The sequence below is a fragment of the Streptomyces sp. NPDC046866 genome (genome assembly GCF_040704625.1).
Taxonomy (GTDB): Bacteria; Actinomycetota; Actinomycetes; order Streptomycetales; family Streptomycetaceae; genus Streptomyces.
The window spans coordinates 17,848-43,212 of the sequence record NZ_JBEYXN010000004.1 but is presented as its reverse complement, the minus strand read 5'-3'; the positions used below and the strand labels follow the sequence as shown (position 1 = coordinate 43,212).

28 protein-coding genes are annotated in these 25,365 nt (G+C 72.0%); 11 read left to right on the top strand and 17 right to left on the bottom strand.

The genetic code is table 11. From position 1 onward, the window contains the following. Positions 1-412: 412 nt before the first annotated feature. The gene (locus AB0953_RS08610) at positions 413-1,174 is read right to left on the bottom strand and encodes an isoprenyl transferase (protein ID WP_366858670.1); all 762 of its coding nucleotides are present in this window, start codon (positions 1,172-1,174) and stop codon (positions 413-415) included. Between the two features lie 129 nt (positions 1,175-1,303). On the opposite strand from AB0953_RS08610, the gene mgrA reads away from it, so the two are divergent. Continuing rightward, the gene (mgrA, locus tag AB0953_RS08605) at positions 1,304-2,341 is read left to right on the top strand and encodes an L-glyceraldehyde 3-phosphate reductase (RefSeq protein ID WP_366858669.1); all 1,038 of its coding nucleotides are present in this window, start codon (positions 1,304-1,306) and stop codon (positions 2,339-2,341) included. Positions 2,342-2,483: 142 nt separating this feature from the next. On the opposite strand, the gene AB0953_RS08600 is transcribed toward mgrA, so the two are convergent. Continuing rightward, positions 2,484-3,224 (bottom strand): A24 family peptidase, encoded by a 741-nt coding sequence (locus AB0953_RS08600; RefSeq protein WP_366858668.1) that lies wholly within the window; start codon positions 3,222-3,224, stop codon positions 2,484-2,486. 600 nt (positions 3,225-3,824) lie between these two features. Between AB0953_RS08600 and AB0953_RS08595 the strand changes: the two genes are divergently transcribed. The 3 genes from AB0953_RS08595 (at position 3,825) to AB0953_RS08585 (ending at position 6,544) form a co-directional block, all read left to right on the top strand. Further along, complete coding sequence (locus AB0953_RS08595) at positions 3,825-4,232, top strand: DUF192 domain-containing protein (protein ID WP_366858667.1); 408 nt, start codon at positions 3,825-3,827, stop codon at positions 4,230-4,232. A 69-nt stretch (positions 4,233-4,301) separates the two neighbouring features. Continuing rightward, positions 4,302-4,931, top strand: a complete 630-nt coding sequence (locus AB0953_RS08590) for an SMI1/KNR4 family protein (protein WP_366858666.1) — start codon at positions 4,302-4,304, stop codon at positions 4,929-4,931. Between the two features lie 305 nt (positions 4,932-5,236). Further along, positions 5,237-6,544, top strand: coding sequence for an extracellular solute-binding protein (locus AB0953_RS08585; RefSeq protein ID WP_366858665.1), 1,308 nt, complete (start codon positions 5,237-5,239; stop codon positions 6,542-6,544). Between the two features lie 192 nt (positions 6,545-6,736). On the opposite strand, the gene AB0953_RS08580 is transcribed toward AB0953_RS08585, so the two are convergent. Further along, positions 6,737-7,402, bottom strand: a complete 666-nt coding sequence (locus AB0953_RS08580) for a hypothetical protein (RefSeq protein WP_366858664.1) — start codon at positions 7,400-7,402, stop codon at positions 6,737-6,739. A gap of 139 nt (positions 7,403-7,541) precedes the next feature. Between AB0953_RS08580 and AB0953_RS08575 the strand changes: the two genes are divergently transcribed. Next, the gene (locus AB0953_RS08575; RefSeq protein WP_366858663.1) at positions 7,542-8,705 is read left to right on the top strand and encodes a serine hydrolase domain-containing protein; all 1,164 of its coding nucleotides are present in this window, start codon (positions 7,542-7,544) and stop codon (positions 8,703-8,705) included. 24 nt (positions 8,706-8,729) lie between these two features. On the opposite strand, the gene AB0953_RS08570 is transcribed toward AB0953_RS08575, so the two are convergent. Together AB0953_RS08570 and AB0953_RS08565 are read right to left on the bottom strand one after the other, a co-directional pair. Then, entirely contained in the window at positions 8,730-9,053 is a 324-nt protein-coding gene (locus AB0953_RS08570; protein WP_366858662.1) for a nuclear transport factor 2 family protein, read from the bottom strand. Positions 9,054-9,327: 274 nt separating this feature from the next. Further along, positions 9,328-10,236: a polysaccharide deacetylase family protein gene (locus tag AB0953_RS08565; protein WP_366858661.1), complete on the bottom strand. Its 909-nt coding sequence runs from the start codon at positions 10,234-10,236 to the stop codon at positions 9,328-9,330. 463 nt (positions 10,237-10,699) lie between these two features. Between AB0953_RS08565 and AB0953_RS08560 the strand changes: the two genes are divergently transcribed. Continuing rightward, positions 10,700-12,556, top strand: coding sequence for a CAP domain-containing protein (locus AB0953_RS08560; protein WP_366858660.1), 1,857 nt, complete (start codon positions 10,700-10,702; stop codon positions 12,554-12,556). Between the two features lie 99 nt (positions 12,557-12,655). Here the strand turns inward: AB0953_RS08560 and AB0953_RS08555 are convergent, their stop codons facing one another. Next, positions 12,656-14,236 carry an MDR family MFS transporter gene (locus AB0953_RS08555; protein ID WP_366858659.1) on the bottom strand — a complete coding sequence of 527 codons (1,581 nt, stop codon included), beginning with the start codon at positions 14,234-14,236 and terminating at the stop codon, positions 12,656-12,658. Between the two features lie 119 nt (positions 14,237-14,355). Here AB0953_RS08555 and AB0953_RS08550 point away from each other — a divergent pair, with 119 nt between their 5' ends. Next, entirely contained in the window at positions 14,356-14,934 is a 579-nt protein-coding gene (locus AB0953_RS08550; RefSeq protein ID WP_366858658.1) for a helix-turn-helix domain-containing protein, read from the top strand. Between the two features lie 12 nt (positions 14,935-14,946). Here AB0953_RS08550 and AB0953_RS08545 read toward each other — a convergent pair whose 3' ends face one another. Then, entirely contained in the window at positions 14,947-15,363 is a 417-nt protein-coding gene (locus AB0953_RS08545; protein WP_366858657.1) for an ATP-binding protein, read from the bottom strand. A gap of 365 nt (positions 15,364-15,728) precedes the next feature. Between AB0953_RS08545 and AB0953_RS08540 the strand changes: the two genes are divergently transcribed. From AB0953_RS08540 to AB0953_RS08530, 3 genes are all read left to right on the top strand, one after another. After that, positions 15,729-16,580, top strand: coding sequence for a helix-turn-helix transcriptional regulator (locus tag AB0953_RS08540; protein ID WP_366858656.1), 852 nt, complete (start codon positions 15,729-15,731; stop codon positions 16,578-16,580). 10 nt (positions 16,581-16,590) lie between these two features. Then, positions 16,591-16,788 (top strand): hypothetical protein, encoded by a 198-nt coding sequence (locus AB0953_RS08535; RefSeq protein ID WP_366858655.1) that lies wholly within the window; start codon positions 16,591-16,593, stop codon positions 16,786-16,788. Positions 16,789-16,918: 130 nt separating this feature from the next. After that, positions 16,919-17,512: an MBL fold metallo-hydrolase gene (locus AB0953_RS08530; protein WP_366858654.1), complete on the top strand. Its 594-nt coding sequence runs from the start codon at positions 16,919-16,921 to the stop codon at positions 17,510-17,512. Positions 17,513-17,526: 14 nt separating this feature from the next. Here the strand turns inward: AB0953_RS08530 and AB0953_RS08525 are convergent, their stop codons facing one another. From AB0953_RS08525 to AB0953_RS08515, 3 genes are all read right to left on the bottom strand, one after another. Continuing rightward, positions 17,527-17,988: an RICIN domain-containing protein gene (locus AB0953_RS08525; RefSeq protein ID WP_366858653.1), complete on the bottom strand. Its 462-nt coding sequence runs from the start codon at positions 17,986-17,988 to the stop codon at positions 17,527-17,529. A 258-nt stretch (positions 17,989-18,246) separates the two neighbouring features. Next, a complete protein-coding gene (locus AB0953_RS08520; protein WP_366858652.1) occupies positions 18,247-19,080 on the bottom strand; it encodes an alpha/beta hydrolase in 834 nt (277 codons plus the stop codon). A gap of 98 nt (positions 19,081-19,178) precedes the next feature. Continuing rightward, complete coding sequence (locus AB0953_RS08515) at positions 19,179-19,595, bottom strand: nuclear transport factor 2 family protein (RefSeq protein ID WP_366858651.1); 417 nt, start codon at positions 19,593-19,595, stop codon at positions 19,179-19,181. Between the two features lie 110 nt (positions 19,596-19,705). On the opposite strand from AB0953_RS08515, the gene AB0953_RS08510 reads away from it, so the two are divergent. After that, positions 19,706-20,260 carry a TetR/AcrR family transcriptional regulator gene (locus AB0953_RS08510; RefSeq protein ID WP_366858650.1) on the top strand — a complete coding sequence of 185 codons (555 nt, stop codon included), beginning with the start codon at positions 19,706-19,708 and terminating at the stop codon, positions 20,258-20,260. Here the strand turns inward: AB0953_RS08510 and AB0953_RS08505 are convergent. The 7 genes from AB0953_RS08505 to AB0953_RS08475 form a co-directional block, all read right to left on the bottom strand. Then, positions 20,257-20,916, bottom strand: coding sequence for an OmpA family protein (locus AB0953_RS08505; protein ID WP_366858649.1), 660 nt, complete (start codon positions 20,914-20,916; stop codon positions 20,257-20,259). The genes AB0953_RS08510 and AB0953_RS08505 overlap by 4 nt on opposite strands. Positions 20,917-20,920: 4 nt before the next feature. Next, positions 20,921-21,508 carry a hypothetical protein gene (locus AB0953_RS08500; RefSeq protein ID WP_366858648.1) on the bottom strand — a complete coding sequence of 196 codons (588 nt, stop codon included), beginning with the start codon at positions 21,506-21,508 and terminating at the stop codon, positions 20,921-20,923. Positions 21,509-21,537: 29 nt separating this feature from the next. After that, positions 21,538-22,188, bottom strand: coding sequence for a pilus assembly protein TadG-related protein (locus AB0953_RS08495; RefSeq protein ID WP_366858647.1), 651 nt, complete (start codon positions 22,186-22,188; stop codon positions 21,538-21,540). After that, a complete protein-coding gene (locus tag AB0953_RS08490) occupies positions 22,185-22,382 on the bottom strand; it encodes a hypothetical protein (protein WP_366858646.1) in 198 nt (65 codons plus the stop codon). Before AB0953_RS08490 ends, AB0953_RS08495 begins: the two co-directional genes overlap by 4 nt. Before the next feature lie 110 nt (positions 22,383-22,492). Beyond that, positions 22,493-23,197 carry a response regulator transcription factor gene (locus AB0953_RS08485; RefSeq protein ID WP_366858645.1) on the bottom strand — a complete coding sequence of 235 codons (705 nt, stop codon included), beginning with the start codon at positions 23,195-23,197 and terminating at the stop codon, positions 22,493-22,495. Then, on the bottom strand, positions 23,197-24,345 hold the full coding sequence (locus AB0953_RS08480) for a histidine kinase (RefSeq protein WP_366858931.1): 1,149 nt from the start codon (positions 24,343-24,345) through the stop codon (positions 23,197-23,199). The genes AB0953_RS08485 and AB0953_RS08480 overlap by 1 nt, the downstream gene beginning before the upstream one ends. Positions 24,346-24,465: 120 nt before the next feature. Beyond that, entirely contained in the window at positions 24,466-25,356 is an 891-nt protein-coding gene (locus tag AB0953_RS08475; protein ID WP_366858930.1) for a DUF5936 domain-containing protein, read from the bottom strand. Between the last annotated feature and the right edge of the window lie 9 nt (positions 25,357-25,365).

Sequence of the window (25,365 nt, the reverse complement as noted above, 5' to 3'; positions counted from 1 at the left end):
GAGGTCGGGCCATGAAGACCGGACCGGTCATCGGCACCCCTGCGAGGGCCGACTCCGGCCCTCCCACTCCGTCCGTGCGAACCGCACGTGCGTCCTGGCGCAAAGGGCCTCCCGGGCGGACGGCCCCATGCCGCCCGCTGAGACTCGACACCCGTGGATCGGGCATCGACCTGAAAGGGGTATTCCCCGATCAGGCACGGCCATGCCATGGCATATGACGGACGCTCGGTGAAGCCCAGGTGAAGGGCTTGCGGCGGTGACGGGTGCGCCGGGGGCGGCGGGGGTGACGGGCGGGGCGGGCGGCCGGCCGAAGGGGCTCCGCCCGGGGGCGGGGCGGGGGCCGGCCGAAGGGGCTCCGCCCGGGGGCGGGCCGAGGGGGCGTCAGAAAGCTCCGCCGCCCCCGCCGCTGTCCTCAGGTCCCGTAGCGCCGGTGGCGGGCGGCGTAGTCGCGCAGCGCCCGCAGGAAGTCGACCTTGCGGAAGGCCGGCCAGAACACCTCGCAGAAGTAGTACTCCGAGTGGGCGCTCTGCCACAGCATGAACCCGGACAGGCGCTGCTCGCCGCTGGTGCGGATCACCAGGTCCGGGTCGGGCTGACCGCGCGTGTAGAGGTGCTCCGCGATGTGGTCGATGTCGAGGATCTCGGCGAGCTCCTCGAAGGAGGTGCCCTTCTCCGCGTGCTCCAGCAGGAGCGAGCGGACCGCGTCGGCGATCTCCTGGCGGCCGCCGTAGCCGACGGCGACGTTGACCAGTATTCCCTTGATGTCGTGGGTGGCCTGCTCGGCCTCCTTGAGCACCGTCTGGGTCTGCGCCGGCAGGATGTCGAGGTTGCCCACGTGGTGGACGCGCCAGCGGCCGTCGGCGGCCAGGCCGCGGACGGTGTTCTCGATGATGTTGAGCAGCGGGCGGAGCTCGTTCTCCGGCCGGTCCAGGTTGTCCGTGGACAGCATCCACAGGGTGACCACCTCGACGTCCGTCTCGGTGCACCAGCCCAGCATCTCGGAGATCTTGTCGGCACCGGCCTGGTGGCCCTGTTCGGTGGTGCCTCCGGACGCCTTCGCCCAGCGCCTGTTGCCGTCCAGGATCACACCGATGTGCTTGGGCGACGCGGCATGGTCGAGGCGGCCTTCCACCCGGCGTGCATAGAGCTTGTACACCAGGTCGCGCAGCTTCACGATCTTCCAGCCCCTCCGTGCGATGCCCCCGTGCGAAATGCGGTCCCTCCCCCGAGGGCGCCACATTACTGCGCGGTGGGATCGGGTACCCAACTCGGTCTGTCACAAGTCCGTGATAGAGAGGACAACGTGACTGATACCAATCCCTATCGGGCAGAGCCCGCCCGCTACGACTCCATGGAGTACCGCCGCACCGGCCGCAGCGGCCTCAAGCTTCCCGCCGTCTCCCTCGGCCTCTGGCACAACTTCGGCGACGACAAGTCCCTGGAGACCCAGCGGGCGATCCTGCGCCGCGCCTTCGACCTCGGCATCACCCACTTCGACCTGGCGAACAACTACGGCCCGCCGCCCGGCTCGGCCGAGCTGAACTTCGGCAAGCTGCTCGCGCAGGACTTCGCCCCGTACCGCGACGAGCTGATCATCTCCAGCAAGGCCGGCTACCTGATGCACCCCGGCCCGTACGGCGAGTGGGGCAGCCGCAAGTACCTGCTGAGCTCGCTCGACGCCTCCCTGAAGCGGATGGGCCTGGACTACGTCGACATCTTCTACTCGCACCGCTTCGACCCGGAGACCCCGCTCGAGGAGACGATGGGCGCCCTGGCCTCCGCGGTGCAGCAGGGCAAGGCGCTCTACGTCGGCATCTCCTCGTACACCGCGGAGCAGTCCGCCGAGGCGGCGGGCATCCTGCGCGAAATGGGTGTGCGGCCGCTGATCCACCAGCCCTCGTACTCCATGATCAACCGCTGGACGGAGGAGGACGGGCTGCTCGACACCCTGGAGGAGGCCGGCATGGGCTGCATCTCCTTCGCGCCGCTCGCGCAGGGCCTGCTGACCGGCAAGTACCTGGGGGGCATCCCGGAGGGCTCCCGGGCCGCCGCGGGCAAGTCGCTGGACCCGGCCCTGCTCTCCGAGGAGGTGCTGCGCCGCCTGACCGGCCTGAACGAGATCGCGGCCCGGCGCGGGCAGTCGCTGGCGCAGCTGGCGCTGATGTGGGTCCTGCGGGACGAGCGGATGACCTCGGCGCTGATCGGCGCGTCGAGCGTGAAGCAGCTGGAGGAGAACGTGGCCGCGCTGGCGGGCGCGCCGCTGTCGGAGGAGGAGCTGAAGGAGATCGACTCCTTCGCCGTCTCGACCCCGGGCACCAACATCTGGGCGCAGCGCGGCTGACCTGCGTCTTTGCCGTGCGGGCGCGGGGGGACCGGGCGGAAAGGAAAACGGGCCGGTCCGTGGGGGGGATACGGACCGGCCCGAGGGGGGGGTTCCACCATAACCCTTCGTAAAGCGTGATGCGTGCATCAGCGCGGAATGATTACGCTCCGAAACCACCCAGGAGCACTCCGGTGAGGGCGCCGGCCACCATGAAGGGGCCGAAGGGGAACGCCTGCTTCCGCCCTGCCGGGCGCCGCAGCACAAGGCCGAGGCCGTACAGGGCCCCGTAGAGGAAGCCGGCGAAGGCCCCGAGGGCCCATACCCCCCACCCGTACCACCCAAGAGCGACCCCCAGCGCGAGCGCCAGCTTGACGTCGCCGAAGCCGAGGCCGGCGGGGTTGATCAGAAACAGCAGGAGGTACGCGCCGCCGAGCGCGGCCCCGCCGAGCAGTGCGAGCCGCCAGGAGCCGGCGGCGCCGGGCAGGAGCGCAGCGCCCCCGAGCCCGAGGGCGAGGCCGCCGGCCAGCGGCAGCGTGAGCACGTCGGGCAGCCGCTGCACGGTCCGGTCGACGAGCGCGAGGACGACGAGCACGGGCACGAGCCCGATGAACACCAGGGCCTCGGGCCGCGCCCCGGTGCCGGCGGCGAGGGCGGCGCACACGGCGGCGGTCAGCAGGGCGGTGCGGCCGGGGCGGGGGCCGTAGCGGTGGGCCGGCCCGCTCGGGGCGCCGCCGCCCGTGCAGCGGGCGGCACCCCACCACCCGCCCAGGGGGTGCCCGCGGGGGCACCGGCCCCGCCACGGCTCGCCCGCCGGGACGGAGAGCCGGTAGACCACCCGGGGGACCCGGAGCCCGACCAGCCCCCCGTACCCTCCGGCGAGAACGACCACCACCACACCCATCCGCCGAAGCTAATCCCCCCACCCCACGAAGACACGGGCCCCCGGACCCAACCCTCCGCTGCCGGGGGCACGACGGCCTGGCGGCCAACCTCCCGGGGCCCGCCCCCAGCCCCGCGCCTCACAGGGGGGCGGGAGAGGCTGAAGCAACGCCCTCAGGCCCGAACGTGCACGGCACCCGGCCAACCTTCCCGGGGCTCCGCCCCAGACCCCGCGCCTCAAACGCCGGCGAGGCTGGATCTGCCGGACCACGGCCCTGCAGCACCGCCACACCCAGCCGCACGGCACTTGAGCCCACCGGACGCGAAGCGGCCGGCACTCCCAGCCCGCACCACACCCGAGCCGACCGGACGCGAAGCGGCCGGGGCTTCCAGCCCGCGCGGCGCTTGAGCGCACCGGTGCGGAGCGGGCGGAGCCGGCGCTTGGCGGGGGCCGGGGCCGCAGGTCCCGGTTTCGGGAAGGGGCGGGGAGGGGAAGGGCCCCGCAGGGCAGCGGCCCGCGGCCCGACGGCCCGCGGCCCGACGGCCGACCGGGAGGGCAGCCAGCACGGCAGGGTCGGGGCCGGGTAGGCCGGGCCGGGTAGGCCGGGCGGGAATGAGGGGTATGGGGCGGCGGTGGGTGGACGGGGCGGGCGTGCTGCGGGTGGGCGGGGACGGCCCGCCGATCCCCCTGGAGGTGGCGGCCTCCTACCGCGCCCGAACCCGCGGCCTCCTGGGCCGCCCCGGCATCGAGGGCGCCCTCCTCCTCACCCCCGCCACCTCCGTCCACACCTTCGGCATGCGCTTCCCCATCGACGTCGCCCACCTGGACCGCGCCCTCCGCGTCATCGCCGTGACCACCATGCCCCCGGGCCGCCTCGGCCTGCCCCGCCTCCGCGCCCGCCACGTCCTGGAGGCGGAGGCCGGCGCCATGGCCGCCTGGGGCCTGCACACCGGCACCACGCTCACCCTCGCCCTCACCCCCGACGCCGCTCCCCCGGGCGGCACCCCGGGCCGTCTCACCTCGCGCTAGGCGGCACGCGGCCCCGGCGATAGGTTGGTGCGGTTGGGCTGGGGCGGTGTCTGGGGAGCGGGCGGCGGCATGACGGAGAACGCGCGGGTGGCGGCGCTGGAGCAGATCATGCCGGCGACCCACGGCGCCGACGAGGACATCGACTGGCAGGCGGCGGAGGCCGTCTGGAACACCCGTTTCCCAGCCGACTACGTCGCCTTCATGGGCCGCTTCGGCGCGGGCTCCATCAACGGCGAGGCGAGCATCCTGCTGCCGCTGCCCAAGCCCGGACTGCAGTGGGATCCGGCCGAGATGGCCGAGGAGACCGACAACGCCCGCCAGCTGTGGGCGACGCTGGGCGGCCGCGCCGCCTTCGACGCCGACCCCGAGTCGATCATCGCCTGGGGCGTCACGGGCGGCTCGGACATCCTGTGCTGGCTGGCCGTCGACCCCGACCCGGACCGCTGGCCGGTCCTGGTCATCGGCCGGCACACCGCCGACGCCTTCGCCGTGTACCCGTACGGCATGGCGGAGTTCCTGCTGCGGCTGTGCTCCGACGAGTTCGACGTGAGCCCGGTCGGCCTCACCTTCTGGGACGGCGGCCGGCTCAGCTTCGTGCACTGGCGCAAGGCCCAGCGCCGCTGGCAGGAGGGCCGCAACCCCGAGACCGGCGACCCGGACCCGTACGCGGGCGAGTTCGCGGGAGAGTTCACGGACTGACGCCCCGCGCAGCCCGCGCCGGGCCCCGCCCTTGACCTGAACCACCCTCAGCCCGTTTCCCGGCCCGCATCCGCCGGAAACGGGCTTTTCGGCATGTCTACGCGCGTCAGAATTGTCGATCACATATCGGAAAACACCAGCCGGAAAAGCGCCGGTTGGAGCAATGACCACAAGTTCCGCCCCAATGGAACGAACTGCCCCCGCGCAGGAGAGAATTCCGGCCAACGGGCCACGGACGGACACCCCAGCCCGGAGTGACTCATAAGTAGTGACGGGACTCGAAAGAAATTCAGGGGACAACACCCGTGCAACGAAGAATCTTCGGCACGACCGCGGCCGCGGCTGTGCTCGGACTGCTGATCCCGCTGGCCGGATGCGGTTCCGACGGCGGCGCGAGCGACAGCGGCACCCTGCGTCTGGTGGCCGCGGAATACGGTGACAACCAGGCCGCCAGTTCCAAGGTTTTCTGGGACAAGGTGTCGGCCGATTTCACCAAGGCCAACCCGGACATCAAGGTCCAGGTCCAACTCCTGCCGTGGGCGGACATCGACCGCGAGGTCTCCCGCATGGTGAAGGCCGGAAACGCACCCGACATCGCGCTCATGGGTTCGTACTCGGACTTCGCGGCCCAGGGCAAGCTGTATTCCGCGGACGAGCTCCTCTCGGTGAGCACCGAGGCGAACTTCCTGCAGCCGCTGGTCGAGGCCGGCTCGGTCGGCAACACCCTCTACGGCCTGCCCTGGGTGGCGAGCAGCCGCCTGCTCTTCTACAACGAGAAGCTCCTCGCGGACGCCGGCGTCATCAGCCGCGGCGCCCCGGGCGGCTGGCAGCCCAAGAGCTGGAGCGACCTCCAGGCCGCCGCCAGGAAGCTCAAGGGCAACGGCGTCCCGACGCCGCTCGCCATCCCGCTGGGCCCGGAGGAGGCCCACGCCGAGGCGATGATCTGGGAGCTCAGCAACGGCGGCGGCTACGCCGACAGCAGCGGCCACTACAACCTCGCCTCCGACCAGAACATCCAGACCTTCACCTGGATCAAGAACAACCTGGTCGGCGCGGGCCTGACCGGCCCGGTCCCGCCGTCGCAGCTCAACCGCGCCGACGCCTTCGCGGGCTTCCTGCGCGGCGAGGTCGGCATGGTCAACGGCTACCCCTCGCTCCTGCACGAGGCCCGCGCCAAGGGCATCGGCGTCGGCGCCGTGTCCATGCCGGTCTCGGACACGCTCGGCGCCGGCGAGACCCCGCCGACGGTGGGCGTGGCCGACTGGATGATGGCGTTCAAGCAGAACGGCAAGCGGACGCAGATCGGCAAGTTCCTGGAGTTCATCTACCAGGACAAGAACCTGAAGGAGTTCGCGGGCCGCTACCACCTGCTGCCCTCGACCGTCTCCGCCACCCGCACCCCGGCGGGCGGCGGCGTCGACGGGACGGACCAGCAGTTCCTGACCGCCCTGCGGGGCGCCCAGCTCTACCCCGTCAACGACCCGACCTGGGTGACGGTCAGCGACACCATCAAGCGCAACATCGGCCGCGCCGTGGAGCCGAACGGCGACCCGAAGGGCGTCCTGGAGGACATCGCCTCCAAGGCCAACGAGGCCGAGAAGAAGAAGCACTGACCCGGCGCCGCCCTTCGCGCAGGCGCGCCCCCAACGTCCCTTTCGAATAGGGACTTTCGCCCCTGTCGCCGCCCACCCGGTGCGACAGAATGGCTGCTACGGCCCTTGATCCAAGGCCGCGGCCGGCCGCCCGCGGCGCACCCACAAGGTGCGCGGGACGGCAGGCCTCCCTCTCCTCCCCCTCCGCCGGCGTCAGCCGCCGTGGCCCTTGCCGCCCCTGTCGCCCCTGTCGCCCTTGCCGCCCCTGCCGTTCTCCGCGGAGAACGCCGCCCGGTGGTTCTCGCAGCTCGCGTTCCAGGGCATCGAGCCCCTCACCGTCCCGTAGCCCTTGCGCGTGACGGACCACTCCACCGTGTAGGCGCCCGTGTCACAGGCGATCCGCTTGTTGCCCGGCACCTTGGCGCGCCCGGTCGCCGGCCGGTCCGCGAGATCCTCGTGCACTTCGAGGGCCTTGGCGCCGTCCGCGGAGCGCAGGACCGCGTGCACCGCGATCGGGTGGCGGCCCTCCTTGACCGTCACGGCCTTCTTCACCACCGTCGAGTCCGACACCGCCCAGCCGAAGTCGAACGAGGGCTGCCAGACCAGCGTCTTCGGGTCGGCGACCCGGCGCTCGTAGTCCGGGGCGGCCGGGTGCCCGGGCCGCGTGATCGTCTCGTAGAGGATGCCGGGGTGGAAGCGCACCTGCGCCTCGACCTTGTGCATCTCGTCCTTGGTCCACATGGACTTCATCGCCTTCTCGCCGCCGGCCGGGTCCTGGAGGTACGAGTCCGCGGCGGTGGCGGCCTGCCCGAGGACGGGCGTGAGGGCGGCCGCCGTGGCGGCGGCGAGACCGAGAGCGGCGGTGCGGGTGCGCTTCATGCCCGGTCCAACGGGGACCCGCCGCGGGCCGGAACGACGCCGGATGCGCTTTCACCCGTACGGGAGACCCCGCGGAATATCAGGTGATCATCTTCGGTTTCCCGAGCCGAGCGACGACGCGGAGCGAGAGGGGCCGGGCATGGGCGGGGCGCAGGGCGTGACGGTGAACGGGACGGTGGCGGCGGGCTGGGAGCCCGTCCGGGAGGAGTTCGCGGCCTTCGTCGCCGCCGAACGGCACTCCCCGGAGGCGCAGTTGGCCGTCTACCGCGACGGGCGCCGCGTGGTCGACCTGTGGGCCGGGGAGGACACCGGCGCCGACACCCTCAGCGGGGTCTACTCGGTCACCAAGGGCGCCGCCCACCTGGTGGTCGCGCTGCTCGTGCAGGACGGCGTACTGGACCTGGAGCGCCCGGTGTCGGCGTACTGGCCGCAGTTCACCGGCGACGGCAAGGAGCGGCTCACGCTGCGGCAGCTGGTGTCCCACCAGGCGGGCCTGATCAACACCGCCGAGGGCTTCGACTATGCCGAGCTCGCCGAGGACGCGCTGGTCGCGGCCGGGCTCGCCGTGCAGAAGCCGTACTGGGAGCCGGGAACGGCGTACGGCTACCACGCCTTCGTGATCGGCGCTCTGACCGGCGAGGTGGTGCGCCGCGCCACGGGCCGGTCCCTGCAGGAGGTGTACGAGGAGCGGATCCGCGCCCCGTACGGCCTGGACCTGTACATGGGGCTGCCTGCGGAGGCGGAGGGGCGCTGGAAGCCGGTGCTGGACATGCGGCCCACCCCGGAGCAGCTCGCGGCGCAGGCCGCGGCCGGGACGGCGCTGCCGGAGCTGTTCCCGGTGGCGTTCAACGCGCACCGGGAGCCGCCGATGGACCTGGTGGCGTACGCGAACCACCCGCGGGTCAGGGCGCTGGGCCCGGCCTCGGCCGGCGGCATCGGCACGGCGCGCGGGGTCGCCGGGCTGTACGCGGCGGCGATCGCGGGGCTGGACGGCCGCCCGGCGCTGCTGGAGCCGGAGACGGCGGCCGAGGTGGCCCGCCCGCACACCCCGGGCCCGGACCGGGTCACGGCGGGTGCGGACCACTTCGGGCTGGGTTTCGAGCGGCAGCACGCGGTGGGCCCGCGGGCCTTCGGGCACAGCGGCGCGGCGGGCGGCCTGGGCTGGGCCGACCCGGCGACGGGGATCGCGTACGGGTACACGCGGCGCCGGTTCGGCTTCCCGGGCGGCGAGGCCCCGGAGAACGCCCGCCTGACGGCGGCGGTGCTGGAGAGCGCGCGGCGCGAGGGGCAACCCGCGGTGTGAGACGGGCGGGCCCGTGTGAGGGGGTCAGGCCTGGCCGGTCTCGAAGCGGCTGATGCGGTCGCCGTCGACGGTGAACCGCCAGGCGGTGCGCATCTCGCCCCAGGTGTCGTTGCGGTAGTTGACGAGGAGGGCGCGGCCGCCGTCCGACTCGGAGACCACGTCCATGTGGCCGCCGGAGTCGAAGATCTCCTTGTCGATCCACTCCTGCACGTCGCGGTCCGAGCCGTCGTCGGACATGGTCGCGTCGGGGGTGAGGAGCCCGAGGAAGGTGCTCCTGTCGTGCGCGTTGACGGCGGCGACGAGGCGGCTGACGACCGGGTCGGACAGCTTGCCGGGGGCGATGGTCAAGGGGGCCCTCCTCCTGGCGTACGGGGTGCTCACTGCTCGGGATCAGGGAACACCCGCCGGACGGTGTTTCGGGCGGTGCCGCGCCGGGGCCTCGCGCGCACTCCGCCTTCTCGCCCACGGGCGTCCGGCCGGAAGGGGCCCTGGCTGCCGGCTGCCCGCACGCGAGAGCGCGCAGTGCAGCCCCCGCATCGCCGGAGTCGCACCGGGGCACGTGCGGCGCATCCCGGGTACGGCCGCCGCGGACGGCGGCGGAGCGATCCGCGCATGCTCGTGGCTAGGGCGCGTCGGGGGCCGTGCGGACCGGGAAGCCGGTGGGGCGGCCCTGGTCCTTCAGCCAGGCCAGGACCTGGTCGAGCGCCTCGACGCTCTGGCGGCGGTCGCCGCCGGCGTCGTGGAACAGGACGGTCGGGCCGTTGGCTATCTCGCGCTTGACCGCCTCCACGATGGCGGCGGTGCCGGGCTTCTGGAAGTCCTTCGTGTCGACGTTCCAGCCGAGCGGGCGCATGCCGTTCGCGGCGGCGATGCGCCGGCTGTCGGGGGTGAACGCGCCTCCGGGGGCCCGGTAGTACTCCACCTTGGCGCCGCCGCCCGCCGCCTCCTCGATCAGCCTCTTCGCGTCCAGGATCTGCTGCTGCTGGTAGGCGACGGGCTTCTTGTCCATGGAGGTGTCGTGGTTCATGGTGTGGTCGCAGAGCCGGTGGCCGCCCTGGACCACGCGCTTGACCAGGTCGGGGTGGGCCTTGGCCTGCGGGCCGATCATGCAGAACGTCGCCTTGGCGTCGTGCCGTGCGAGCACCTCGAGGACCTTCGGGGTCCACTGCGGGTCGGGGCCGTCGTCGATGGTGATGTTGACGGCGTTGGCCCCGCTTTCGGAGGCGTGCGCTATGGAGTCCGGTATCCGGCCCTGCTGCGCGCCGGCGCTGCCCCGGGCGCCGCCGCCCTTGGCCCCGTCGTCGCTGCTGCTGCCGGTGCCGTTTCCGGTGCCAGTTCCGGTGCTGCCACCGCCACCGCCCGCGCCCGCACCCGCACCCAGTTCCTGTGACACGTCCGGGCGCGGGGCGCCGTCCGGGGCGACGAGCACCACGGCGCCCCAGACGGTGGCGGCGACGGCGGCGGCCGATGCGGCGATGACGATCCGGGACCGGGTGGTGCCGAGCTTCTGCGTGCGCCCCGTGAAGTCCATGAACTCCCCACTCCCCCTCGGCGGTTGCCTGCGCTCTGTGGTTCAGGACGTGCACCGAAGCGAAGGGGTTCCCACCCATTCCCCCGTAATCACCGGTGAAGAGACCTTGGCCCTTGATCGTCCCGAATTACGCCCCGAGGTGAAACGGGAGATCATCACAGGAACGAGGAGAAACCGGATCAGCGTGCCGCCCCCGGCCGCCCGGCCCCAACCCCGGGCTCCGGCCGCTCTCTTTCCGTACCCGCCCGCGTACGGGTCGACCCGCCGCGCGCGTGACGGAACGGCAACAACCGGCTCGCCCGCCGGGCCCCCGCCGGGGCGCCGGCCCGGCGGGCGCGGCCAGGCCGAATGCGGCATCGTGGTTCTGGGGGCAGCGGCTTTCCGGAAGGCCGCGGATTCGGCGGGGGAACGGCAGGCGGACGTTCCCTCGTTGGTTCATTCGCCAACCTTTAGGAGGGGCAACATGCCCCGGAGTCACCCGAGCGCGCGCTGGGTCCTCGCGTTCACGACGGTCTGGCTGCTCCTCTTGGCGGGAAGCCCCTTCGCGCGGGCCATGACGAGCGTCCAACCGGTGCGGCCGACGGCCGCGCAGGCAAGGGCGCCGGGCACTGCCGGAGCGACGGGCATCAGCACCGTTTCCCAGCGCGACGGCCACCTGGACGTCTTCTGGATCGGCCCCGACGGCTCGATCCGGTCGAACTGGTGGGACAGCGACCCGAGCGGCGCCTGGGACAAGCACCAGCCGTTCAGCATCACCCCGCCGAACAGTGCCGCCCTTGAATCGGGCGTGGCCGCGGTCTCGCAGCGGAGCGGCCACCTGGACGTCTTCTGGATCGGCCCCGACGGCTCGGTCAGGTCCCACTGGTGGGACAGCGGGGCGAACGGCGCCTGGTCCACCCACGGCCAGTTCACCATCGCACCGCCGAACAGTGCCGCCCCGAACTCGGCCGTCGCCGCCGTCTCCCAGCGCGACGGCCACCTGGACGTCTTCTGGATCGGCCCCGACGGCTCGATCCGGTCGAACTGGTGGGACAGCGACCCGAGCGGCGCCTGGGACAAGCACCAGCCGTTCAGCATCACCCCGCCGAACAGCGCGGCCCTGAACGCCGGCATCACCACCGTCTCCCAGCGGAACGGCCACCTGGACGTCTTCTGGGTGGGCCCCGACGCCACGATCCGCTCCCACTGGTGGGACAGCGGGGCGAACGGCGCCTGGTCCACCCACGGCCAGTTCAGCATCACCCCGCCGAACAGCGCCGCCCCGAACTCCGCCATCGCCTCGGTCTCCCAGCGCGACGGCCACCTGGACGTCTTCTGGATCGGCCCCGACGGCACCATCCGCTCCCACTGGTGGGACAGCGGCGCGAACGGCGCCTGGTCCACCCACGGCCAGTTCACCATCACCCCGCCGAACAGCGCGGCCCCGAACGCCGGCATCACCACCGTCTCCCAGCGGAACGGCCACCTGGACGTCTTCTGGATCGGCCCCGACGGAACGGTCAGGTCCCACTGGTGGGACAGCGGCGCGAACGGCGCCTGGAGCACCCACGGCCAGTTCAACATCACGCCACCCAACAGCGCGGCCCTGAACGCGGGCATCACGGCCGTCGCCCAGCGGAACAACCACCTGGACGTCTTCTGGACGGGCCCCGACGGCACCGTCAGATCGCACTGGTGGGACAGCGCCGCAGGCGGCGCCTGGGCCACGCACGGCCAGTTCAACATCGCACCGCCGAACAGTGCCGCCGTCCCCGGCGTCAGCGCCCCATCTCAGCCGACCCCGCAGAACCCCCCGGCACCATCGGAGCAACAGCGATTCCTCGACCAGATCAACAGCGCACGCCAGAAGTACGGGTGCGCACCCCTGCAGACCGATCCGAAACTCGCGGAGACCGCACGCGCCCACAGCCAGGACCTGGCCGAACACCCGGAGCTCACCGCCGAGGGCACCCCGCATCGCGGCCACGTGGGCAGCGACGGCAGCCTGGCCTGGGACACGAACGACCCTCCGGCCGTGGGACGGATCCACCGGGATCTGGGTTCGTCGGCGGACCGCGCCCAGGGCGAGAACGTCCACTGGGGCAAGGGAGACACCTTCGACAAGGCGATGGACGACTGGATGAACCACGACGAGGCGTCCAAGTGGGGTCACAAGTACAACATCATGGGCTGTGACCCCGATGACCCCGACAACCCTTACGGCAACGGCATCCTCGGGAAGGACAAGCCGCCGCCCACGGCCAGCTACAGGCTGGTCGGAGTCGGCACGGCCACAGCGGCCGACGGCACCGTCTACATCACCCAGGACTTCGCGGGCTGACCCCGGACCTGACCGCCAAAAGCGCCCGGCCCCCGGCGTTGAGACGCCGGGGGCCGGGGGATGCGTACGCGGGCGGGCGGTGGGCCGCCGGGGGAGCCGCTAGTGGGCCAGGGACTCCTGGGGGGCCTGCGCCGGCTGCTGGCCCTCGGCTCCGGCCTTGGCCGGGCCCGCGCCCCGCAGCGGGACCTCCTTGACGAACCAGGCGGCCGCGAAGCCCAGGACGGCGACGAGGGCGCCGAGCAGGAACGCGGAGTGCGTGCCGGCGGCGACCGCGTACTGGTACGCCTCGCGGACGGCCTCCGGCAGCTTCTTCAGGCTGGCCGCGTCGAGCTGCGCGGAGCCCGCCGCGGTGCCGGCCTGCGGGCCCAGCCGCTCGGTCATGGTGTCGGTCACCCGGCTGGTGAACAGCGAGCCCATCAGCGCGACGCCGAAGGAGCCGCCGAGCGTGCGGAACAGGGTGGCGGAGGAGGAGGCGACGCCCATGTCCTTCATCTCCACGCTGTTCTGCGCGACCAGCATGGTGATCTGCATCAGGAAGCCGAGGCCGGCGCCCAGGATCGCCATGTAGAGGCCGGAGACCAGGCGGGTCGTCTCGGTGTCCATCTGCGCGAGCAGGAACATCCCGACGACCATCAGCGCGCCGCCCACGATCGGGAAGACCTTGTACTTGCCGGTGCTGGTGGTGATCCGGCCCGCGATCAGCGAGACGACCATCATCGACAGCAGCATGGGCAGGAGCAGCAGCCCCGAGTTGGTGGCGGAGGCGCCCTGGACGGACTGCTGGAACAGCGGCAGGTACAGCACGCCGCCGAACATCGCGAAGCCGACCAGGAAGCCGATCACCGACATGAGCGTGAAGTTGCGGCTGCGGAAGATGTGCAGCGGCATGACCGGCTCGGCGGCCTTGGTCTCGGCGAAGAGGAACGCCGCGATGGCGAGCACGCCGACGACGATCAGGCCGATGATCTCGGCGGAGCCCCAGGCGTACTCGGTGCCGCCCCAGGTGGTGACGAGGACGGTCGAGGTGATGGCCAGGGTCAGCAGGGCCGCGCCCAGGTAGTCGATCTTGCCCTGGGCCTTCTTCTTCGGCAGGTGCAGGACCGCGGAGACCATGGCGAGCGCGACGGCGCCGAGCGGGAGGTTGATGTAGAAGGACCAGCGCCAGCCCATGTGGTCGGTGATGGTGCCGCCGACGAGCGGGCCGCCGATCATGGCGAGGGCCATTACGCCGGCCATCATGCCCTGGTACTTGCCGCGCTCACGCGGCGGGATGAGGTCGCCGATGATCGCCATGACGCCGACCATCAGACCGCCGGCGCCCAGGCCCTGGATCGCGCGGAAGCCGATCAGCTGGCCCATGTCCTGGGCCATGCCGCTCAGCGCGGAACCGATCAGGAAGATCACGATGGAGGTGAGGAAGGAGCCCTTCCGCCCGTACATGTCGCCGAGCTTGCCCCAGATCGGGGTGGAGGCGGCGGTGGCGAGCGTGTACGCGGTGACCACCCAGCTGAGGTGCTCCAACCCGCCGAGCTCGCCCACGATCGTCGGCATCGCCGTACCGATGATCATGTTGTCGAGCATGGCCAGCAGCATCGCGATCATCAAGGCCATCAGGACGACGCGTACGCTGCGCGGCTTCACCTCCTCCGAAGCCCCTGCCTTCATCGCCTTGTCGCCCATGTTCCGCTCCCCGTTTACTCTCACCTGCACCGAGCCCTTACTTGCCGCCCGGCTAGTTCACTACACTGGGGAAGGTAGACCCGGCACTAGCCGGGCGTCAAGTAAGTATGGGGAGAGCCATGTCCAGCAGCAGTCCGCAGGGGCGTCGAGGCAACACGCGCCAGCGCATCCAGGACGTCGCGCTGGAGCTCTTCGCCGAGCAGGGGTACGAGAAGACGTCGCTGCGCGAGATCGCGGAGCGGCTGGAGGTCACGAAGGCGGCGCTCTACTACCACTTCAAGACCAAGGAAGACATCATCATCAGCGTCTTCGAGGACCTGACGCGGCCCATCGACGAGCTGATCGAGTGGGCGAAGCAGCAGCCGCGCACCCTGGAGACCAAGCAGGAGGTGCTGCGCCGCTACAGCCGGGCCATGGCGGGCGGGGCCCAGCTGTACCGCTTCATGCAGGAGAACCAGGCCACGATGCGGGAGCTCAGCATCGGCGAGACGGTCAAGCGGCGCCTGTTCACGCTGGTCGAGCTGCTGCGCAACGACGACGGACCGCTGACGGACCAGGTCCGCTGCACCAGCGCGCTGTTCACGCTGCACGCGGGGATGATGTTCCTCCAGCACGTGGAGGCCGACCCGGAGGAGACCCGGCTGGCCGCGCTGGAGGTCGCCATCGACCTCATCACCCAGGCACATCACGGAGCCTGACGCCCCGTACGGTCACGTCGCCGCGGGCGGCAGGTACGCGGCGGCGCCGACCCGCGGGAGCATGACCCAGGTACGGGTCCCCCCGCCGGGCTCCCGCGAATCCCCGAACCCCCATTCCCCGCCGCACTCCCGCACGACCACCCGCATCAGCCGCAGAGCCGCCCGCCGCCGGGCCTCGCAGTGCGCGGCGAGGCGGGGGTGGTCGTGTGCGGCGTGCCCGTCGCACACGGTCAGCCGCAGGGAGTCGTCCCCCTGCCGGTACCGCAGGTTGAGGTACAGCGACCCGCCGGGATCCAGATGCCACCCGGCCGCGAGCAGCTCCCCCGCCACCTGCACCGCGGCGGGCACCAGCGGATCGAGCCCGTAGGCGTGCAACGCGGCCCGCACCGCGGACCGGCCGATCTGCGCACTGGCGGCCTCCCCGGGCACGCTGAAACTGCAGGCGAGCGCATCGGGCGCGGGCGGCTCCCCGCCGGCCCCGGGGGCCGGACGGGACGGACACACGGAAAAACGGGCTGCGGACGGCATGGCCATCACGGACTCCTCGGCAAGGCACGGCGGTAGACGGGTACGCGGCTGCGATGAGGTCGGCACGCACGAGTGGCTCCGCGGCCTGGCGAGCTGTGGCCTGTCCCCGCGGCAGGACATGGCGCGGCCCGGGGATGCACTTCAACTCTGCTGCGTGAGCGGTGCGTTACCCAATGTAGCGCGTCTCCGGGCCAAATTTGGCCCGCTCGCCGGACGAAGTCAGCCGTTCGTGCCGGACGGGCGGGAGACGCGCGAGACTGCACGCCATGACTGCGAGGACCGCCACAACAGAGCGCCAGAAGCGGTTGGGTTACGAGCTGCGAAGGATGCGCACGGCAGCCGGCCTCTCCGCCGAGCAAGCGGCTGCCCTACTGGGTGTGGACCGGGGTGCCATCTCCGCCATGGAGTCCGGGACACGAGCCGTCTCGGTCGAGCGGCTTCACACTCTGGCCGACGCATGCGCTGTCACCGACGAGGTGTACGTCTCGGCACTCACGCAGATGGCGCAGCCCGCCAGGCGCCAGTGGTGGAGCCGCTATCGCGGCCAACTACCCCAAAGCTTCCTGGACATCGCCGAGATGGAGGCGGCCAGCCCTCGCATGCGCGGGGCCTACTCCGTCCACATGCCCGGGCTCCTCCAAACCTCGGATCACGCGCTCGCCCTGTTCCGCTTGGTCATCCCGGCTCTTCCGGACCACGAGATCGCGTTGCGGCTGGCGCTGCGCGTCGAGCGCCAACACATCCTGGACCAGGAGGGAGCTCCCGAGTTGGTGGCCGTCGTACACGAAGCAGCCCTGCGCATGCAGTTCGGCGGACGGGCAGTCCTGCGAGCACAGCTGAACCACTTGATCAGCCGCTCCGAGCAGGACAATGTAACGGTGCTCGTCCTCCCGTTCGAGGCGGGAGGGTTCCCGGGAGCAGGCCAGACGGTGATTTACGCAGAAGGCGCGACACCCCAGCTCGACACCGTACAGATCGACAACTCGCACGGACCGGACTTCATCCACGCCCCCGACCAACTCGCCAAGTACCGGGCGCATTTCGAGCTGCTGGAAAGCCTGGCACTGCCGCCCAATGCATCGCGCGACTTCATCCGAACCCTGGCAAACCAGCTATGAAGGAGGCACCGTGACCACCGTGCACTGGGAAGAGCCGTTCTGTGGCGAGGGCAATTCCTGCTACCGGATCGGCATGGACGGCGACGGCAACAGCTACATCGCCGTCGCCGGACAGGAAACGGCATACCTCACGGACAGCGGCGAGGCCCTCCGGCAACTGATCCGGGACATCAAAGCCGGCAAGGCCGACCACCTCCTTGCGGATTAGGCGGCGCCGGGCCGGGCCGGCAGGGTCCGGTCGGCCGCCGAGCCGCGCCCGCGAGCCGTTGGCACGAATCCTGCGATCGGCGGCAGGAGTGCCACTCGTGGGGCGCGGCCGCGCGCACAACCATGGGGGCATGACAGACGCACCGCACGGCCGCAGCGCCGCGTTCGAGGTTCTGACCACCGGCTACGTCGGGTCCACCGGGCCCGGGGTGGCCGCGACCGTCTCCTACGTGTCCGACGCGGGCCGGCACGTCATCTTCGATCCGGGGATGGTCGCGAGCACCGACGACATCCTCGTCCCGCTCGCCGAACTGGGCCTCGGGCCCGAAGACATCACCGACGTGGTGCTCAGCCACCACCACCCGGACAACACCATGAACGCGGGCCTCTTCCGCAACGCCCGCGTCCACGACCACAAGGTGGAGTACCGGGGCGACCAGTGGAAGAACCGGGACGCGGAGGGCTACGAGCTCACCCCCTCGCTCCGGCTCATCCGCACCCCGGGGCACAGCCCGGAGGACATCACCCTGCTCGCCGGCACGGCCTCGGGCGTGGTGGCCTTCGCCGGCGACCTGTGGTGGCACGCACAGGGTCCGGCCGACGACCCGGTGGCCCCGGACCGCGAGGTGCTGCGTACCTCGCGGGAGCGGGTGCTGGCCGCGGCGGACCTGATCGTGCCCGGCCACGGCGCCCCGTTCGAGCCCGCCGCGACCACCCCGCGCTGAACGCCCGCTGCGCGTCAGTCGACGTACCAGACCTGGCTGTCCGCCCCCTCGTAGTCCCACTGCTGGGCACGGGCGCCGTCCTCGGTGTCGGAGTCCGCGATCTCGAGCGCCTTGCCGGTGCCGTGGTTGCGGATCACCCCGTCGCCGATGGTCCACTCCTGCTCACCGGCGCCGTCGACACAGCCCCACATCTGGACCCGGGCGCCGTTGCGCGTGCCGCCGTGGGCGACCTCGAGGCACATGTCGGGGTGCCGGCGGCTGCGGATCGTGACCCGGCCGTCGGAGCCGGCGGGGTGCAGCTGCCACTGGCTGGCCGCCTGCCCGAGGCAGGTCCACTGCTGGACGCGGGCGCCGTCTTCCCCGCTGTTGTCGTCGATCTCCAGGCAGCGGCCGCTGTTGCGGTTGACGAGATGGACGTAGGCGTAATCGGCGCCGTCCGAATTCGCGGTATGGCCCACCGCGGGCGTGAGGAGCACCAGGGCCCCCGCAACGGCTCCGCCAGCCGCAATCCTCTTCGATATCCTCGCAATCCTCATTGCGAACCCCCCTTGTGAACCTTTGGTCAGTCGGCTCCCCGTTTCGAACTATAACCCACCATGATCATCCGACTGCGGGTGCCCATCGGGCGGGCCGGCCACCTATTGCCCTGAAGGTTTCGAGGCATTAGGTGGCCGGAAATCAGCCCACCCGCACCCGATTTACCGGCAGGCGAGAACAGCGAAGGAATCCGTCCGCTACGCGACGGCCGACTGCCCGGCGATGAAGGTTTCGAGGCGGTCGGCGTAGGCCTCGGGGTGGGTCAGGTGCGGTACGTGCCCCGCGCCCTCGAAGGTGTACTGCTCGACCCGGCCGCCGAAGGCGCCCGCCACCCCGTCCAGGATCGCGGGGAACCACGGCGGGCTCTCGGTGCCCGTCGTCAGCAGCACCGGCCCGGTGAACCCGCCGAGGCGCCCGACGTCGAGGACCGCCCAGTCGGGATCCGCCTGCTCGTCGGCGAAGGTCGGGGCGTTGTCGGCGAAGGTCCGGCGGACCGGGTCCGGCAGCTGCTCCCACGCCCCCGGCCCGACGGCGACGTCCTCCACGAACTGCCGCGCGGCCGCCTCCGGCCCGCCCGAGCGCAGGGCGGCGAGGACGTCGCCGAGGGCGGCCCGCATGGGCTCCAGCACCGGCCGGAGCTCCGCCCTGTCCGCCACCACGGCCACCAGCGGGGGCTCGTGCGCCATGATGCTGCGCAGCAGCCCGGGCCGGCGGGCGGCCAGCCCGAGGGCGGTCGAGGCACCGAAGGAGCTCGCCGCAACGTGCACGGGGCCGCTGCCCAGCATCTCGATGAGCGCGGCCAGGTCGGCCTCGTCCTCGCGCCGGCTGCCCGGGCCCGCCGGGCGCTCGCTGCGGCTGTGGCCTCGGCGGTCGTACGCCAGGACCCGGTACGTCCGGGCCAGGCGCGGCAGGACGAACCGCCAGCCGAGGTGGTCGCTCCAGGAGCCGTGGACCAGCACGAGCGGCTCGCCGCCGACCGGGCCCTCGGTCTCGTAGAAGAGCTCGACGCCGTTCACGCGCGCCCGTGGCATGACCTGTCTCCTCCGCCGGTGTCGCGGAAGACATACCGCGGGCCGGGGCGGCCGCGCGCCGGGCGGCGGGGGACTCACCCGTCCGGCAGACTCGGCGGTCAGCGCAGGCGGCGGTCGGCCTCGGCGATCGGGACGTCGTTGATGCTGGCCTCGCGGCGGCTCATCAGGCCGTCGGCGTCGAACTCCCACTGCTCGTTGCCGTGGCTGCGCCACCACTGGCCGGCGGTGTCGTGCCACTCGTACTCGAAGCGGACGGAGATCCGGTTGCCGGTGTACGCCCACAGCTCCTTGCGGAGGCGGTAGTCGAGCTCGCGCTCCCACTTCTCGGCGAGGAAGGCGCGGATCTCGGCGCGGCCGGTGAGGAAGCGGTCGCGGTTGCGCCACACGGAGTCCTCGGTGTACGCGAGGGCCACACGCTCGGGGTCGCGGGTGTTCCAGGCGTCCTCGGCGGCCTGCACCTTGGCTCGGGCGGACTCCTCGGTGAACGGCGGCAGGGGCGGGCGTACGGCGGTCATGGCGTCGCCTCTCAGGGGAGGGAAGGGAGAGAACGCTCGTTCTCAAGGCGGTCCCGACCCTACGAGAACGTGCGTTCTCAGCGCAAGGGCTTCTGGGCTACGCTGCCCGCATGGACGACGAAGAGGCCCGCACCCGGCTCCTGGACGCGGCGGAGGCACTGTTCTACGCCGAGGGCATCCAGGCCGTCGGCATGGACCGCATCCGCACGGAGTCCGGCGTACCGCTCAAGCGGCTGTACAAGGTGTTCCCGGCCAAGGAGGCGCTGGTCGCGGCCTACCTCGAGCGGCGCGACCGGCGGTGGATGGCGAGCCTGCGCGACGCGGTGGAGGCGGCGCCGGGAGACCCGGTGGGGGCCGTGTTCGAGTGGCTCGCGGCGTGGTTCGCGGAGCCGGGCTTTCGCGGGTGCGCGTTCCTGAACGCCTTCGGGGAACTGGGGGCCGGGCCCGCCGGGGTCCTGGACGTCGTACGGCGCCACAAGGCGGAGCTGCGGTCCCTGCTGGCCGGGGCCGTCGCGGGCGCGGGCCGGGAGGACCTGGCGGACCAGCTCGTGATCCTGGTCGAGGGCGCCACGGCCGTGGCCGCCCTCACCCCCGGCCCGGAGCCGGCCCACCACGCGGGGGCGGCGGCCACGACCCTCCTGGCGGCGGCCACCACCACTGCCTAGCCCCCGGCGCCCTGGCCCCCGCTGCTGCGGGGGAACGTGATCTCGACGCGGCGGTTCTTCTTGCGGCCTTCCTCGGTGCTGTTGTCCGCGATCGGGTAGTCCTCGCTGTAGCCGCGGACGTCGTAGATCACGCCGGGGACGGTGACCGTCTTGGCGAGCTCCGCCTGCACGGCGTCGGCGCGCTGCTTGGACAGCTCCTGGCCGTGCTCGTAGCTGCCCTGGTCGTCGGTGAAGCCGAAGACGCGGATGCGGGTCGCCTTCTGGGTGTTGATCTCCTGGGCGATGGCCTGGATGCGGGCCGCCGCGGCGGCGTTGAAGACCGCGCTGTTCTCCGGGAAGAGCACCTCGGACTGCAGCGCCATCATGACCGTCTGGTTGGTCTCCTGCCGGCGCTGCTCACCGCCGAGGTCCTCGACGACCTCGGCGATGTCGAGCACCTTGATGGGCGCGAGGGTTCCGCCCTGGGGGATCTTGAGCCCGGGGGCGTGGGAGTCGATGGGCACGGGCGCGGCGGCGGAGGGCTCGGTGCCGGGGGGCACGGAGGGCTTCACGTCGTCGGCGTGGGCGCTCGTCGCGCCGAGGAACTGGACGCCGGCGATGACGAGCCCGGCGACGGCTGTCGCGGCGGTGACGGGGACGCGGTGGCGTTTTGTCATGGGGTCACCCGGAGATTTTGACGGTGGCCGTGGCGAACGTGGGCAGGCTCATCTCGACCTCCGCGGTGGCGGCCGGTGGTGCCGGGAACTGTGCGAAGAAGGGCACCGATTGCCCTGGTTCGATGATGGCGAGGCCGGTGGTGCACAGGCACCTGCCGTCCGTGTCACGGAGCACGTAGTAGCGCTTCTTGCCCGCCTTGTCGACCAAGGTGACGCCTGCCACCGACACACCGCTGGCGTTGAGCTCGTTGCCGCGCCAGGGGGCGGTGTTGACGTAGGGAGCAGAACCGGTGTTCTTCAACTGCCCCTCTAGGGTGAGGAATCCTCCGGCATCCCGAGCCGCCTTGTTGACCGTGAGAGTCATGCCGGCTTCACCGTTGACCGTGGCGAGCACCTCCGTCGGCGCGGATTTGGGGCTGCCGCTCGACGCAGGCGACTTGGGCGCGTCGCCCTGCGCCTTCGGCGAGGGGTCCTGGGCCGCCTTGGGCTTGCTGTCGTCCCCCACACCGCAACCCGCCACCGTGATCGCCAAAGCGACCGCAACTGCGGCAGCCGCTCCCCCGCGGATCTTCGCCGAGTGCCGAGTGCTCATCTATGAAGCTTCCTTCTCTCGCGTACATGTCAGTCGACCAGTCGAACCGTGAAGAGCGCCCGCGCCAGCTTGGTCAGCGGTCCCGGTTTCGCCGGATCCAAGGTGAGAGGCTTCCCGTCACAGACGAAAGTGACGCCTCCTGCTCCCGGCGAAGGGCTCGGACTGGCAGCCGGCGTCGGATCCGCCGTCTGGGTGGGCGGGGTGGGCACCGGAGCCGACCGCAGGGAACACCGAGGTTTGATCCGCGCCTTGGCAGTGGCCTCGCCATGAACGTTTTCCGTGCCCGGAACGACCGATCGGCCGACGGTCCCGTTCGTTCTCACCCTGACGGTGACCACGGGGATGGCTGCATTGCACTGCGCGGTGGTGGCATCGTTCAAGGCAGCGAGCTCGTCAGCCTTGCCGCATGCCCCTTTCCCGGTGAGAAGATCACCCTCGGCGAGCTTCGCCCAGTCAGTGGGTTTGAGGTTGAGCAGGTCGAGCCCCAAGAAGACGTTATCCCTGGCTTCACCGGCGGCTGCGAGGGCAGCAGCATCAGCCGCACCCTGCGCATTGCTTCGCGTGACGCCCGCCTGCCCCACAACGAAGAAGGCCAAAGCAGCGAAGAGCAGGCCGACGATCGCGACGGCGTAGATCGGGAACGCCTGTCCGCGATCGTCCCGCAGTCTGCGCCGGATCACTTCCCCGCGGTGATGCTCGCGACAGCGCCCGTGATCTTGGTCGTAATGGCCTGGCCGATGCCCGTGCCGACGATGGCGCCGATGATCACCACGACCACCAGGATGATCCCGAGGTACTCGAACGCCGTCTGGCCACGGTCGCGGCCCGCAGCCTCGTAGCGCTTCCGCATCCGCGCCAGGGTGCTCTGCTTCATGAGGGGTCCCTCCCGGTCCGGTGCCGCTGTCGACTTGCGGACCGTACGGGGAGTCACCGGTCGTCACCAAGGGTCCCGGGACCCAAATACGGACCCACTGCGCACTGCGTCTAGCCATGTCCCGTCACCCCCGGACGGGCGGTTCCCAGCCAGCGGGCTATCGCCTCGCTGCGGCTGGCGCTGTGGAGCTTCGCGAAGATGCGGTTGATGTGGTTCTTCACCGTCTTCTCGCTGATGAAGCAGGCGGCGGCGATCTGCTGGTTGCTCATCCCGGACGCGATCAGGTCCATCACCTCCACCTCCCTGGAACTCAGGCCGAAGAGCACGGAGTTGTGCAGCCGCTCAGGAGACTGTGCCACAGTTCGTTGCGGTTGCGAAGAGGACGACCTGAGGTCGGCGAGCAGGGTGCTCGCCGCCGTCGGCGTGAAGCGGGGCCGGCCCTCGCGGACGTCGTGGACAGCCCGGACCAGCTCGTCCGGCGTGAACTCGCCGTGCACCAGGTAGCCGCCCGCGCCCAGCAGCAGTGATTCCCGGACCGCATCCGGGTCCTGGCTGTACGTCAGCATCAGGACCGGCGCCAGCCGGACCAGGTGCGGCAGGGCCGAGATCCCGTCCACGCCCGGCATGCGCACGTCCAGCAGGACCACGTCCGGCGCGTGGCGGCGGGTCAGGCCGATGGCCTCGCGGCCGTCGGAGGCCTGGGCCGCGACCTCGATGCCGCCCGAGGTGGCCAGCAGGGCGGCCAGGCCGGCCCGGACGACCGGGTTGTCGTCGGCGATCAGGACACGGAGGGGACTCGGCGGCATCGGCGGCATCAGGGGCTCCCTTCGGGGGTCAGGGCGGCGAGCGGGAGGTCCAGGCGGACGCGGGTGCCGGGGCCGCCGGGTCGCGGGCCGATGTCCAGGCGGGCCCCGATGGCGGCGGCGCGTTCGGTCATGCCGAGCAGCCCGAAGCGGCCGGTGGCGGCAGCCGCCTGCACGTCCGCGCCGCCGGGCGGCAGGCCCCGGCCGTCGTCGTCGACCAGCAGCGTGAGGTGGCGCGCATCCGCCGCCGAGGCCGTCACCGTGACGTGCGCCGCCCCGGCGTGGCGGCGGGCGTTCTCCAGGGCCTCCGCGGCCACCGCCAGCAGCTGGCGGGCGACCGCGGCCGGGACCACCGGCAGGGTCCCGCTCGTGCGCACCTGCGCCTCCCCGGCCGCCGCCACCCGCCGGAGCTCCGCGGCCAGCGACACCCCCGGCGCCTCGACGTCGCGCCGCAGGCCGGTCAGGAGGTCCCGGGACTCCGCGACCGCCCGCCGGGCCGCCCCGGACAGCAGCTCGGCCTGCGCCCGTACGGCGGCCGGGTCGGCGGTGCGGGCGAGGGCGTCGGCCGCCAAGGCCAGGCCGTGCAGGGTCTTCGACACCGAGTCGTGCATCTCGCGGGCCAGCCGGTCCCGTTCGCCGCGCACCGCCTCGGCCACCGCGAGCCGCGCCCGCGCCTCGGTCAGGGCCTGGCTCGCCGCGCCGAAACGGAACAGCAGGTCGCGCAGGGAGGATCCCGCCGCACCGGCCAGCAGGCACAGCACCGGCAGGGTCAGCGCCCCGCCGGACAGCGCCGCCACCGCGACCGCCTGCAGGGCCGCGTACACCGCCGAGCCCCGCCACCCGTACACCAGCCCGGCCAGCAGCGGCGTGCACAGGGAGACGAAGCCGAGCGGGGAGCGCGGGGTCGCGGTCACCAGCAGCAGCGCGCCGAACGCCGTGTCCACGGCCAGCAGCCACCGGTGGCGCAGCAGCAGCGGCCCGAAGCGCTCCCAGTCCCGGAAGAGGGCGTACGAGCACATGAAGGTCAGCAGGATCGCGCCGGCCACGAGGTACGTGGGGCCGCCGCGGGCGGTCCCGGCCAGCGCCAGCGGCGCCCCGAGCCCGATCATCGCCATCCGGAAGGCGAACACCCGTCGGCACAGGGACTGCAGGGCGTTCACCCGGAGGGTGAGGGAGTCCGCGCCTCCCCGCGCCGGGGGCCCTTCCCCGGCCCGCGCCGCCGCGGACACCACACCCGCGCCCACACCCACCGCACCCGTGTCCAGCACCGCCACGGCCGCTCACCCGCCCCCGAGCATCGCGCCGAAGTCGACGTCGGCCCCGTACACGAACCCGCACACCAGCAGGATCAGCGTCCCCGGCAGCATGAACATGGTCACGGCGAAGGTGGCCTTGGGGACGGCGCGCGCGGCCCGCCGGCGCGCGTTCTGCGCGTCGGTGCGGCGCATGTCCTCGGCGATGGCGATCAGCGTGTCCACGATCGGCGAGCCGAGCTCCTCGCCCTGCTGCAGTGCGGTCACGAACTGGGCGACCTGCTCGGAGTCGTTGCGCCGGCGCAGCTCGTCGAAGGCCTGGCGGCGGCTGACGCCCATGTCCATCTGCTGCAGCGTGATGCGGATCTCGTCCGACCACGGGCCCTCGTACTTGCCCGCCACCCGGTCCAGCGCCTGCCGGAAGCCGAGCCCGGCGCTGACCACGACCGCGAGGACGTCCAGGAAGTCGGGCAGGGTCCGCTCGATGTGGTCGCGGCGGACCCGGATCGCCGACCACAGCCCGACCTCGATCCAGAACAGCCCGAACGCGACCATCAGCAGGGCCGGTACGAGCTGCCCGTTGAGCAGCATCGCGAAGGCGCCGAGCCCGCCGAGGAACCCGTACACCGCGCGGCGCGCCGCGTAGCGGTCGATGGTGAGGCCGGCCGGGTTGCCCGCCATGTCGATCTGGCGGCGCTTGCGGGCCACCCGGTCGGGGCCCATCAGGCGCAGCACCAGCGGCGCCCAGCGGATGCCGAGGCGGTCGACGGCCGAGCCGACGGCCGTGGTGCGGGTGGCGCCGACCTCCAGGGCGAGCGCGAGGTCGCTCGGCAGCTTGGTCTCGGCGCGGTACAGGCGGATGCCGTGGAAGACGCCGAGGACGGACAGTCCCACGGCCGCGGCCAGGCCCAGAGCCAGTGCGCTCAT